This window comes from Myxococcus sp. AM011, assembly GCF_013372595.1.
Lineage (GTDB): Bacteria > Myxococcota > Myxococcia > Myxococcales > Myxococcaceae > Myxococcus > Myxococcus eversor.
Map to the genome: position 1 here is coordinate 24,582 of NZ_JABXEM010000031.1, position 11,854 is coordinate 36,435.

Consider the following 11,854-nt stretch of genomic DNA (forward strand, 5'->3'; position numbering starts at 1 on the left):
TCCCCACTGCACTCCTTGCGGAACCTGTTCGCCTGGGAATGTCTGCCCATTGAGGTGTTCCTGTAGAGTCCTCCAGCCAGACGCCGCGGGAACGGGCGTCGGGCTGGAGGAGTGAATGGCGCAGGGACACTTCGACGTCGCGGGGAAGGTGGCGCTCATCACCGGCGCCTCACGTGGACTGGGGAGACACTTCGCCTTCATGCTGGCGCGTCAGGGTGTGGCCACCGCGCTGGCGGCGCGTGACACGGAGGCCCTGTCGGGCGTGGCGCGGACCATCCAGGCCGAGGGAGGCAAGGCCCTGGTGGTACCGCTCGACGTGACGGACTCGCGCCGGGTGCGCGCCGCGCTCGAGGAGGTGGAGGCCGGGCTGGGCCCCTTGTCCATCCTGCTCAACAACGCGGGCACGGTGGATTCGCTCCCCTGGAACGAGCAGGACGAGGCCGAGTGGGACCGGGTGATGGACACCAACCTCAAGGGCGTCTGGTTGATGGCACAGGAGACCGCACGCCACCTCATCCGTCACCGCCGAGGAGGCACCCTCATCAACATCTCCTCCATCCTCGGCGGCGTGGTGGAGAAAGGACTGCCCGCCTATTGCGCCTCGAAAGCGGGCGTCAATCACCTCACCCGAGCACTCGCCGTCGACCTGGCGCCCCATGGCATCCGCGTCAACGCCCTGGCGCCCGGCTACTTCGAGACCGACCTCAACCGGGAGTACCTCGCCACTCAGGAGGGCCGGGCCATGGTGGAGCGCATCCCCCAGCGGCGCACCGGCCACTTCGAGGAGTTGGATGGGCCCCTGTTGCTGCTCGCGTCAGAGGCCTCTCGCTACATGACGGGGAGCGTGCTCACCGTGGATGGCGGCTACACCAACGTCTCCGCGGGATAGACAGTCCTTCGACCACCCTCTCCCCGCCTGATGAAGGGCGAGCCCCGGCGGGCTGGGACGCAGCCGCGTTCCCGGAGGACGCGGACCCGGTGACTCGCACCGTGTGGCCCCTGGGCGCTCACTCGGTACGCTGCTTGCTTTCTCACTCCTCCGCACGTCCAGGCAACGAGCTGCCCGGGCTTGGCCAAGGAACCCCACCCGCACCAACCGACTGGTGTTGAACCGGCTGCTGGTCGATGCGGGCCACACGCCAGCGGTCCTCTACAGCCCGCTGAGCGTCCATCACATGACCCTGCCCCACGGGGTGGAACACATCCGTGAGGGACAGAAGGTCTGGCAAAAGCTCGTCACTGAGTCTGGCAACCTGGATGCCCCGGATGCGGCGTGGGTGGACTTCAACCGTGAGCAGGAGCTGAGGAGGCGCTTGAGCCTGCTTTAGTGCGGGGCCTCGTGGCTACGCTCTCCAACCCACTCCCGCGAACCTGGGGCGGACCGGTGAAGCTCACTTCGCGCCTGGCACCGCGCGCGCGACGAGCACGGAGCGGTACGCCGCCCGGTACGCCCAGGCCAGATACAGGTGGAGGGCCAGGACGATGAAGGTCATCACCATCCCACTCGGGGCGAGGAAGGCGTGGAAGGCGACGATGTTGACGGTGACGGGCGCGAGGAGGACCAGCGCCAGCGGCACGAAGCGGTTCGTCAACAGCAGCAGGCCCACGAGCACCTCGGTGCCCTTGATGAGCGACATCATGTAGCCCGTCTTCATGAGCGCGGCGCTGAACGCCATCGCACCTTCGGGAATGGGCTCCGAGGGCGGGGGGATGAAATTCAGGAAGCCATTCAGCCCGAAGACGAAGAAGAGCAACCCCGTCAGGACCCGAGCAACCGTCGGCAGGTGGCGAGCCAGCGACTTCGTGTCCTGCCCAGCTCCAGTGACATTCCCATTCAACGTCGTTTCCGTTCCCATGGCGTACTCCTCCTCGGCATCCCTGCCTCTGCCATCACGACGAACGACCTTCCAGGAGATCGACATGGCGACGATTTCATCTGGAAGCCGCCGGCAAGTGCTCGGAATGACAAGAGCCCCTGCCCTCGCCGCTACGGCTCCAACCCGCTCACGCGAACCTGGGGAGGAAGCACGAAGCGGGCGACCTCGACGTCCCGCTCCTTGCGAGGGTCGATGCCCTCGTCCTTGAAGCGCTGGAGGACCACCAGCGCCTGGCCCTTGCGCACCAGCTTCACGTCCGAGCCCCCACCGGCCCACCAGACGCTGAAGGCCCGCGTCATGTCCTGGGGCACCTCTCCATTGGAGAACCTCCCCTTCAGCGCGCGGACCTCCTCGCTGCCGTCCGCGTGCTTCAGCACGGCGCTCGCCGTGAATGCCCAGGGCGAGCCATCGTCTTCGTGGGCGTCGGGCTTGAACCGGAACCCGGCCTGCCAGACCTCCGCGGGCGCGCACTGCTTCTTCCGGGCGGCATCCCCACCGACATACTCCCCCGCCGGCCGCACGGAGGCGGTGACGCCCAGGGCCTTGAGCTTGCCTCCGTAGGCCTGCGCCTCCGCCTTCGACGCGAAGCTGTTGGCGACGAGAATCTGGAGACAGGGCTTGAGGCCCGCGAAGTCCGTGGAGGACAGACGAGCGAAGTCTGTCTTCAAGTCCGCCTGCTTCGATATCCGCGCCTGGAGCTCATCCTGGGGACCCAGCTCCGGCTCCGCGGCGAGGATGACGAGGAAGCGCTTCGCGAAGCGTTGCTCCGAAGGCGCGGGCTTCTGGGCCCACGCGGTCGACGAGAAGACGCCTCCCACCACCAGCATCGCGACACAGGTGCGTCTCCACCCCATGGACAGCTTGGACTCCTTCATGAACACCCCTCTTCGCCCCATGGGCGAGGCCCGCCCTGGACAGGACAGCGCCGCCTGAGTTCACACGGGCGGGCCGGAGCCACGCAAGCGCGCGTCACCTCCCGAGCTTCGCGGACACCCCCATGTCCCCGGAGCCGACGTCATCGGAGACACCCTCTGAGGAGCCCCTGCCTCGCCCCTCGTGGGAGCGGCGCGCTCCGTCCTATGCTCCGTGCGAAGCGGCCCGAGCACTCGCGTCCCGTTCCACGACCTCGGGGGGACTCGGACTCACGCCGCATTCATGCCCGCGCGGCGAGGAGTCGAACGAAGTGAACGGTCCGGACAGTGGAATGGCGATCGCGGTGTTGCTGGGCATGTTGATACTGCTCGCGATGGGCGGCGGCATCGGCGTCGGCCTCACCCTGCTCCTCAAGAAGCTCTTCAAGTTCACGACGCCCGTGGCCATTGGCGTGGGGCTCGTGTTGCTCGTGGTCGGCGCGGTGGGGCTCTTCGCGGTGGTGTTCGACGACCTGACCGCCTCCTGGTGGGAGGCGCGCACCGCCAAGGTCGTGCACTTCACCGTGCCCAAGGGCTTCAACGGCCGGCTGCACCTGGTGTTCGACCCGAACGGGCCCGCCGTCAACGAGGTGGACGGCAAGCTGGAGGTGAAGGTCAGCGGCGCGAAGGCCCAGAAGGTGAAGGCCGGCCTCGGGCTGGAGAACGACTACGCCGAGGTCGAGGCCCATGACACCGAGGGCAAGCGAGTCGACGTGTTCCTCGACTCGAGCGGCTCCCGCGACGGCGTCGTGTACCGCGGGTACTGGTTCGGCAACCAGGCGGGGCGGACCTACGACGACTCGCCCATCGGCCAGCCGGAGTGAGGCGGGGGACGCTCAACACTACTTAACACCCCATGGACTCCAACCATGCGATGGAGGACGCGCCCCCCTCGGGGACTTGGGAAGCACACAGTCCCGACGTCGAGGGGACAACGGGTGGCGTCCCGCGAGGAAACCGTTTCCGGACTCGCGCGAAAAACATGGTACCGGTGGACCGTCGCGGCCACCAGAAAGGGAGCTGTCGGAATGCTCGCCATCGGAGACCTCGCGCCAGACTTCGCCGCCACGGACTGCCATGGCGCTCCCCTGAGCCTGTCCGCGCTCCGGGGCCGCCGGGTCATCCTCTTCTTCTTCCCCAAGGCCTTCACGCTCGGCTGCACCATCGAGAACCGGGCGTTCAGGGACAACCACCACCGCCTCCAGGCCCTGGGCGCTGAATTGGTGGGCGTGTCGGTGGACACCCAGCGCACCCAGTGCGCCTTCGCGGAGAAGGAAGACATCCACTTCTCCCTGCTCGGAGACCCGGACCGGGTCATCAGCCGGGCGTATGACGTGCTGTGGCCCGTGCTCCGCGTGGACCGCCGCGTCACCTTCATCATCGGCCCCGACGGCCGCATCGAGGACATCATCCGCCACGAGGTGCGCGTGTACCGCCACCTGGACGACGTCCTGCGCTACCTCGAGTCCACCCCGCTCCCCGTCGCCTACGACACGGCCGCCTGAGGCCCGGGCGTCAATCCCAGGAGCAGTGGTACTCGCAATGAGACGCGCCCCGGGCGCGGCACATCGGGTGCGTGATTCGCGGCATCAGGCCCCCCGACAGCTCGATGGCGCGCTCGTGCCAGCCGATGATGGTGAGGCAGTCCGCCTCCGTGACGTTCTCCGCGCTGAAGGTGCGCAGCACCGCGGACCGGGGCCCCATCCAGTCGTACGTGCGCGAGCCCACCGCGTAATAGAACCGGTAGATGCGCGCCGCCTGACTCAAGAGGAAGTGCGGCTCCCCCGCCCTCACGAAGGCATGCTGGGGGCCGTGCAGCGACTCGTCCGCGGACGCACGCCCCATGTCGATGAAGGCCCGGCCCTCGTCCTCCGGCGACAGCACCTCCGCGATGGCCGTGTCCAACCGCAGGTTCAACTCCAGCGGATACCAGGCCACCGGCAATATCGACTTGCGAAGCAACGCCTGGTCCGACGGAGGCAGTCGCCCGAGGACTTCGTCGACGCGAACCTGCCCGCCGTGTCGGCGCAGCATGTTGAGCCGGGATATGAGCACGCCCCCCTTGATGCGAGAGCCCGAGCCTTCCAGAACCATGAGAAGTCCGTGGGTTGCACCAACCGCGGCCATTGTGACAGCGGCTCGGCGAACAGGGCAAATTGGCGCCCCAACCAACTGTCGCCCAATTTGCTGTCATTTCCTGAGATTCTTGAATTCATGCGACGCTGGCGACGCGGAGGAAAATAACCTGGGGGCGGCTCGGGGGTTGAAGGCTTCGTGAGCATCAGGGAGACAGGCGGCCGGGTGGTGGCGATGCCGTCTCGTCGGCTGGCCCTGGAGCGGGCGCCGGACGAGGTGCTCTGCCATGCCTTCCTGGACGGCGAGGAGGCGGCCTTCGAGGTGCTGGTGAGGCGGCACCGGGGGCTCGTCTTCTCGCTGGTGCGCCGCTACACGATGCGGCCCGAGGACGCGGCGGACCTGACGCAGGCGGCCTTCCTGCGCGCGCTGGAGGCCTCGCGGCGGGTGTTCGCGCGCTTCACGCCAGCGGGCCCGGCGCCCTTCCGCGCGTGGCTGGTGCGAATCGCCCTCAACCTGGCGAAGAACCACGCGCGGCACGGCCAGCGGTGGCGGCCGGTGCTGGTGGAAGCGGCGAATGACGAGGTGGCGGAGGCCCCTGGCGAGTCCGCGCAGGAAGGCCTGGAGCGGGCGGAGCGGGCGCGGCGGGTGCGCGAAGAGGTGCTGACGCTGCCCCGGCGCCAGAGAGAGGTGCTGACGCTGCGCGTGGACGCCGGGTTGGCGTTCAAGGACATCGCGGAGACGCTCGGCATCACCGAGAACAATGCGAAGGTGCAGTTCCACCATGCGGTGAAGCGCCTGAAGGCGCGGGTGGGCGCGCCCGAGGAGATGAGCTGATGGCTGCATGCCCTGACCAGGAAGCGCGGCTGGATCTGCACGCCGCGGGGGCGCTGGACGCGCCGGAGACGGTTCCCCTGCTCCGACATCTGGAGTCGTGCGAGGGGTGCCGCGAGGCCTTCGCCGCGTCGGTGGAAATCCTGTCGCTGATGACGCTGCCCGCGCCGACGACGGCGGAGAAGGTCGCCCAGGAGGCCGTGCCCGAGCGCGCGCTGGGCACATGGAAGCGCGAGCGCACGAGCCAGGCCCTGCGACGGCGCACGGTGGGCTCGCTGGTGGCCGCCGCCGCCGCGGTGGCGGTGATGGTCCTGGTGCCAGGAATCCCCCGGCCGTGGGCGCCGAGCACCCCGCTGGAGCCCAAGGCCGCGCCGATGGCGGAGGAGCTCGCCGTGGAAGCGAGCACGCTGGCGGACTTCGAGGCCTGGGCCGGGCTGGAGCCGCTGGAGTCCGGCGGCGAGTTGGAAGACGAGGAGGCCCTCGACGACGTCGCGGGCTGGGACGAGGAAGATCCGCTGGGAGAGATGCTGTGAAGACAATGACTCGCACGTCGTGGGTGGCGTTGACGGTGGTGCTCGTGCCCTTCCTCGCGCTGGCCCGGCCCGGCGACAAGCAGGGCTCGGAGCCACGGCCTCGCGATGCCGAGCGGATGGAGCGCCTGGAGAAGCGGCTGCGGCTGCGGCAGGTGCTGACGCTGTCGGAGGCGCTGGAGCTGGACAACGCGCAGGCGCTGAAGATGGAGGAGACGCTGCGCGGCTTCGACGAGAAGCGGCGCCCCTTGCGGGAGCAGGTGCGCGACGCGGCTCGCACGCTGCATCAGGCGGCGCGAGGCGACAGCGCGGCGCTGACGCAGGTGGACGCCGCCGCGCAGCGTGCGTTCGAGGCACGTGAGCGCATCGCCGTGTTGGACCGGGAGATGTATCAGGCGCTGGCCAAGGAGCTTCCTCCGGAGAAGCGGGCGAAGCTGGCGCTCGCCCTCGCGCGCGGTGGACTCAAGTCCAAGAGCTTCTGGAGGCACGAGCCCTCGGGGGATGCGCGGGGCGACGACTGACGCCCCACCCCGGGGGATGAGACTGGAGTCGGGGACGGACGGGCAGCCGCCCCATGGGCGACATGGGCCCCGTGCCTACCGTCAGGGAGCCGACGGCGCGTGGAGCGCCGCCACCGAGGAGGCTTCCATGCGTCTACTGCCCCGACTCGCGCCCCTGTTGATGGGCCTGGCCCTCACGGCCTGCGCGAGCATCGACGTGAGCAGCAACTACGACCCAGGCGCCGTCCAGCAGCTCGACGGCTACAAGACCTATGCGTGGCTCCCGCAACCGGAGGGGAGCGACAAGCGGGTCTACAACCCCATCGTCGGTGCCGAGGTGCAGCGCGCGGCCGACGACTACCTGCAGTCTCACGGCTACCAGAAGGTGGAGGCGGGGGCGAACCCCGACTTCCTCATCGGCTGGCATGGGGCCATCGACAACAAGATTGAAGCGGACACCGTCAACGCCTACTACGGCTATCCCTACGACCCGCTGTGGGATCCGTTCTACGGCGGTGGGCCCGTCGTCATGGGCGCGCCCGAGACGTATGTGCGGGAGTACGAGCAGGGCACCCTCCTGCTCGACATCGTCGACGCGAAGTCCAAGAAGCTCGTCTGGCGCGGGCAGGCGCAGTCGGAGGTCAACGAAAGCGCCCAGGCGGAGAAGCAGCAGGCGAAGATCACCAAGTCCGTGACGGAGATTCTGGAGCGCTTCCCGCCGAAGCCGGGCAAGAAGTGACGTGCGGGGTCCGTGTCCGGCGCCACCGACGTATGGGAGCGTCAGGCGCCGGACACGGGCTTGTCCCCGGAGCAGAGTCGTCGGAGCGGGCGGACGTGAGCAGCTTGCGCGGGCTCCATGTCCCGTCTCCGCCGAATCGCCGGCTGCCTCTTGCTGCTCGCCTGCCTTGACGGTTGCGCCGTCTCGGCGCCGCGCTCGGAGCTGGTGCGGCGCGTGGGCCGCTCGGACTTGTCGGTGGAGGCCCTGCGCACCCGGGTGAGGGACATGGCGCGGCGCTTCTCCGGGCTGCTGGAGGTCTCCGCGGATGAAATCGCGGCGCGCTCGGGCTCCGAGTCCGTGCGCGCGGCGATGACCACGTTCAAGATCAACTCCGTGCCGGCCATGCAGGCCGCGCTGCTCCAGCCCGACCCCGTGGCGGCGCTGGTGGATGCGTGGGCCCTGCTCGCGCAGCTCGAGCTCGCGCTCCCTGAGTGGGCCGTGAGCGCCGGTGCGACGCCGGAAGTGACAGCCAAGGCCGAGCGGATGTTGCGCGAGCAGGAGGCCGAGGTGGAGGCGCTGTGGAAGGACGTGTCCGGCAGGGAGGACGTGTCCCCCGCGCACAAACTCGTCCATGAGTGGGCCGCGAAGAACCCGCTCGTGGGCTCGCTCGTCGCGCGGGTGTCCACCGTGGGGCTGCTCTCGGACGTGACGTCCCAGTCCGGGCTCAGCGCGAGGGCGACCGCGGGGGCGCTGGTGGAGGACGTGCGGGACATCACCGCGCGCGTGGACCTCTACGCCGCATCCCTCCCCCGCCAGGCCCGCTGGCAGGTGGAGTCGATGGCGCAGGAGGCCCTGCAGATGCTCCCCGCTCAGGAAGCGATGAAGGACCTGGAGCGCGTGGTGGACACGCTGGACCAGTTCGGAGGGCTGGCGGCGGGGACTCCCGCGCTGGTGGCCCGGGAGCGGACCGCCGTGCTGAACGCGCTCGATGCGGGCAGGGAGGCGCTCCAGCACTTCATCGAATCGGAGCGACAGGCGCTCATGGTGGACGTGAGGGGAGAGCGGCAGGCCATCCTCTCCGCGCTCCACACCGAGCGCGTGGAGACGATGCAGCAGGGCGAGCGCATGGGCTACGGGCTGGTGGACCACGCCTTCCAACGCGCGGCCACGCTGGTGGACCGCGTCTTCCTGTGGCTGCTGGGGCTGACGTTGCTAGGCGTGGTGGGAGCCATCGCCGTCGCCTTCCTGCTCACGCGTGCATGGCGTGGACGCATGGGCTGAGCGGAGCGCGGTGGCAGCGCATTCAGCACGCAGCCTCGACATCCTGACGCCACCGGTCGACGAGCCTTGCCAATCTGTCAGGCGGACCTCGCGCCGAGGTTGGGAATCTCCTCTGTGCAGGGCGGGCTTCGTGATTGCATTCGTCCCAGCCATGGACCCGCGCTCGCGTCAGGACCTCGTCACCGGTGCCTTGCTGGGAACCCTCGTGGGAGATGCCCTGGGACTGCCCCGAGAAGGGCTCGGCCCGCGACGGGCGCTCCGCATGTTCGGCGGCGCGCCGCTACGACACAGGCTCGTGCTCGGCCGAGGCTTCGCGAGTGATGACACGGAGCACGCGTGCATGACGGGCCAGGCGCTCCTCGCGCAGCCCGAGGACGCATCGCTCTTCGCTCGCGACCTGGGGTGGCGACTGCGCGGGTGGTTCCTCGCGCTGCCAGCGGGCATCGGCTGGGCGACGGTGCGCGCCATCGCGAAGCTCTGGCTCGGCTTCTCTCCCGAGAGCAGTGGCGTCGTCTCCGCGGGCAATGGCCCCGCGATGCGCGCTCCTCTGCTGGGAGCCTGTCTCGCCACGCAACCGGAGCGGCTCGATGCCTTCGTGCGCGCCTCCACACGGCTGACACATCGAGACCCTCGGGCCGAGGATGGAGCGCGACTCGTCGCACGGGCCGCCGCGTATGGCGCGCTGCATGGGCCCGAAGGCGTGAAGGACTCGGCGGCCGCGCTGCGGATGCTGCGCGAGGCCACCACCACCGCCGAGTTCCATGCGGTGCTCGACACACTGAGCGCTCACCTGTCACGAGGTGCGTCACTCGTGGAGCTCGCCCAGTCACTCGGGTTGGAGCGTGGTGTCACGGGCTATGTCATGCACACGGTGCCCGTGGCGCTCTATGCGTGGCTGCTCCATCCGGACAACCTCCCTCGCGCGGTGGAGGAGGTCATCCTGCTCGGCGGAGACACGGACACGGTGGGCGCCATCGTGGGAGGCATGCTCGGAGCCACCGTTGGCGCGGGCGGCATTCCTCCCGCATGGTTGGACGGAGTCGCCGAGTGGCCCCGCTCCACGCAGTGGATGCGCACGCTCGCCGAGCGCCTGGCGCGGCAGTTTCCAGCCGGCGAGCCTCCTGTCGAGAGGACTGGCCCGCTCGCCCTCTTCTGGCCTGGGCTGCTTCCCCGCAACCTGGGGGTCCTCGCCATCGTGCTGGCGCACGGCCTTCGCCGCTTGCTGCCGCCCTACTGAGCGCCTCGTCCCCGACACGCATGCCCAGGCCTCCTGTCTGGGAGGCTCCGAGCAGGGCACTCGTGAACACGCGGCGGTCCGCTCCACCTCCGCCGCTCACACGTGCGTATCAATGGTGGGCTGCTCGGCCTCCGTGCCCCCGCCGACGCCCCGGGCCGCCTTCAGGCTCTCGGGGATGATGAGCGGCCTTTCCAGCCGAGCCCGGTCCCACTTCCCCAGGTCCGCGCACGCGGCATAGGACGTCTGGAGGAACTCGAGCAGATACGCCCGGGGGTCCTTCGAACGGCGCACTGACTCGTAGGGCAACAGGAACTCCTTGAGCCCCGGGTCATACCCCCCCTCCGGCGGCTCCACACGCGCGGCGGAGAAGCCCGTCGGCTCTGGCGCGGCGTAGCAATAGAAGGCCGCGCCTCCCAGTGCCTCGGTGCCGGGCCAGAAGCCCGCGCTGCAGACCTCCTCGCAGTACGCCTCGGCCGTCACCGCGTCCGCGCCTTCCCTCACCGGCGCGGGCCGACCGCCGAAGCGCGTCACCGCCAGGTCGAAGCTCCCCCAGAAGAACTGCACCGGACTGCACTTGCCGGTGAAGCGCGCGCGGAACTCCTTCAGCACCAGGTCCGCCTGGAGCAGGGCCCTCCACCAGCGCTGGGCGTGCTCGGCAACATAGGTATCGTGCTGCCTGTCCTGGCTGAACGGCGTGGTGTCGTCCGGTATCTCCACCGGCTGCTCCCAGATGCTCACTTCGATTCCCAGCGAGCGCAGCGTGGCCATGACGTCCCGGTAGAACTCCGCCACCGGGCGAGACGTCAGCTCCATGACTCGCACGTCGCCCCGACTCGTCAGGAAGCGCAGCTCGCTGGCGAGGAAGTCGAAGTCCACCTCGAAGCCCCCGTTGCCGTAGGGGATGAGCGTCGTCGTCAGGCCCCTGGCCGTCACACGGAACGACACGTTCCACCAGTGGTTCTCCGGTGGCGTCAGCGCCAGCCGCACCTTGCCGAGCACCTGGGTGTACCGGTGCAACGTGGCATAGGTGTCCTTCCACTCCGCGAAGGGAAGCGCGGGCCACGCCTCCTCCCGCGAGCTCAATCCAGGTATCGACGCGATGGCCATGCAGCTCCCTCCTCAAGGGCCACGTCCACCACGACGGTGGCCCCCTGGAGGCCCGCATGCCAACCCCCTGCGGACGACATGGCACCGGCCCGGGCGGATGCCTGCTCCGGGCCGGCGAGAAGTCAGCCGAGGGCTACGGCTGGGCGAGCGCGGCGTCGACGGCCTTGCGCAGCTCGTCGCTCTCCGGCGTCACCTTGCTGGGGAAGCCCGCCTTCACCTGGCCATCCTTGCCCACGACGTACTTGTGGAAGTTCCACTTGGGCGCGTCGTGGTTCTTCGCGAGGAAGGCGTAGACAGGGGACTGGCCGGCGCCCTTCGTCTCCACCTTCTCGAACATGGGGAAGGTGACCTTGAAGCGCAGCTCGCAGAACTTCTTGATGTCCTCCGAGCTGCCCGGCTCCTGCCCGCCGAAGTCGTTGGACGGGAAGCCCAGCACGACAACGCCCTTGTCCTTGTAGTCCTGGTACAGCTTCTCCAGGCCCGCGTACTGCGGCGTGTAGCCACACTCCGACGCGGTGTTCACGACCACAAGGACCTTGCCTTGGAAGTCGGAGAGCTTCTCTGCCTTGCCATCGAGACGGTTCGCGGACAGGTCATGCAGGGACATGGGCTTCTTCTCGCTCAGGGGCTGGGACTTCGCGGGAGTGGAGGGCTTCGTCGCCGTGTCCCCGGCGAGTGCCGGGGTGACGAGGAGCGCCGTGGCGACAGTCACTACATGGAGGGTTCTCATGTGGCCGCAAGGATGCCGAAGCCCCGCCCCCGTTTCACGACCTTCTGTCCTGTCTT

General features: G+C 69.0%; 15 protein-coding genes. 10 read left to right on the forward strand and 5 right to left on the reverse strand.

The window, feature by feature from the left end; translation table 11 throughout:
• Positions 1-115: 115 nt before the first annotated feature.
• Entirely contained in the window at positions 116-889 is a 774-nt protein-coding gene (locus HUW62_RS08995; RefSeq protein ID WP_176434187.1) for an SDR family NAD(P)-dependent oxidoreductase, read from the forward strand.
• 217 nt (positions 890-1,106) lie between these two features.
• Complete coding sequence (locus tag HUW62_RS09000; RefSeq protein WP_176434188.1) at positions 1,107-1,328, forward strand: hypothetical protein; 222 nt, start codon at positions 1,107-1,109, stop codon at positions 1,326-1,328.
• A 63-nt stretch (positions 1,329-1,391) separates the two neighbouring features.
• On the opposite strand, the gene HUW62_RS09005 is transcribed toward HUW62_RS09000, so the two are convergent.
• Together HUW62_RS09005 and HUW62_RS09010 are read right to left on the reverse strand one after the other, a co-directional pair.
• On the reverse strand, positions 1,392-1,856 hold the full coding sequence (locus tag HUW62_RS09005; RefSeq protein ID WP_163867908.1) for a DoxX family membrane protein: 465 nt from the start codon (positions 1,854-1,856) through the stop codon (positions 1,392-1,394).
• Positions 1,857-1,987: 131 nt separating this feature from the next.
• Positions 1,988-2,752 (reverse strand): hypothetical protein, encoded by a 765-nt coding sequence (locus tag HUW62_RS09010; protein WP_176434189.1) that lies wholly within the window; start codon positions 2,750-2,752, stop codon positions 1,988-1,990.
• A gap of 329 nt (positions 2,753-3,081) precedes the next feature.
• Between HUW62_RS09010 and HUW62_RS09015 the strand changes: the two genes are divergently transcribed.
• Both HUW62_RS09015 and HUW62_RS09020 read left to right on the forward strand, forming a co-directional pair.
• Entirely contained in the window at positions 3,082-3,612 is a 531-nt protein-coding gene (locus tag HUW62_RS09015) for a hypothetical protein (RefSeq protein WP_163867906.1), read from the forward strand.
• Between the two features lie 204 nt (positions 3,613-3,816).
• Complete coding sequence (locus HUW62_RS09020; protein ID WP_163867905.1) at positions 3,817-4,293, forward strand: peroxiredoxin; 477 nt, start codon at positions 3,817-3,819, stop codon at positions 4,291-4,293.
• Positions 4,294-4,303: 10 nt separating this feature from the next.
• On the opposite strand, the gene HUW62_RS09025 is transcribed toward HUW62_RS09020, so the two are convergent.
• Positions 4,304-4,882 (reverse strand): TIGR02265 family protein, encoded by a 579-nt coding sequence (locus HUW62_RS09025; protein WP_163867904.1) that lies wholly within the window; start codon positions 4,880-4,882, stop codon positions 4,304-4,306.
• A 180-nt stretch (positions 4,883-5,062) separates the two neighbouring features.
• Here HUW62_RS09025 and HUW62_RS09030 point away from each other — a divergent pair, with 180 nt between their 5' ends.
• The 6 genes from HUW62_RS09030 (at position 5,063) to HUW62_RS09055 (ending at position 9,961) form a co-directional block, all read left to right on the forward strand.
• Positions 5,063-5,698 (forward strand): RNA polymerase sigma factor, encoded by a 636-nt coding sequence (locus HUW62_RS09030; RefSeq protein WP_163867903.1) that lies wholly within the window; start codon positions 5,063-5,065, stop codon positions 5,696-5,698.
• Positions 5,698-6,228, forward strand: a complete 531-nt coding sequence (locus HUW62_RS09035; RefSeq protein WP_163867902.1) for a zf-HC2 domain-containing protein — start codon at positions 5,698-5,700, stop codon at positions 6,226-6,228. Before HUW62_RS09030 ends, HUW62_RS09035 begins: the two co-directional genes overlap by 1 nt.
• Positions 6,229-6,233: 5 nt before the next feature.
• Positions 6,234-6,746: a hypothetical protein gene (locus tag HUW62_RS09040; RefSeq protein ID WP_217911219.1), complete on the forward strand. Its 513-nt coding sequence runs from the start codon at positions 6,234-6,236 to the stop codon at positions 6,744-6,746.
• A gap of 127 nt (positions 6,747-6,873) precedes the next feature.
• Positions 6,874-7,464, forward strand: a complete 591-nt coding sequence (locus HUW62_RS09045) for a DUF4136 domain-containing protein (protein WP_163867901.1) — start codon at positions 6,874-6,876, stop codon at positions 7,462-7,464.
• Between the two features lie 117 nt (positions 7,465-7,581).
• Entirely contained in the window at positions 7,582-8,724 is a 1,143-nt protein-coding gene (locus HUW62_RS09050) for a chemotaxis protein (protein WP_163867900.1), read from the forward strand.
• Positions 8,725-8,854: 130 nt separating this feature from the next.
• Positions 8,855-9,961 carry an ADP-ribosylglycohydrolase family protein gene (locus HUW62_RS09055; RefSeq protein ID WP_368670374.1) on the forward strand — a complete coding sequence of 369 codons (1,107 nt, stop codon included), beginning with the start codon at positions 8,855-8,857 and terminating at the stop codon, positions 9,959-9,961.
• A gap of 96 nt (positions 9,962-10,057) precedes the next feature.
• Here HUW62_RS09055 and HUW62_RS09060 read toward each other — a convergent pair whose 3' ends face one another.
• On the reverse strand, positions 10,058-11,068 hold the full coding sequence (locus HUW62_RS09060) for a DUF5996 family protein (protein WP_176434191.1): 1,011 nt from the start codon (positions 11,066-11,068) through the stop codon (positions 10,058-10,060).
• Between the two features lie 133 nt (positions 11,069-11,201).
• Positions 11,202-11,798, reverse strand: a complete 597-nt coding sequence (locus HUW62_RS09065; RefSeq protein WP_163867898.1) for a glutathione peroxidase — start codon at positions 11,796-11,798, stop codon at positions 11,202-11,204.
• Positions 11,799-11,854: the final 56 nt, after the last annotated feature.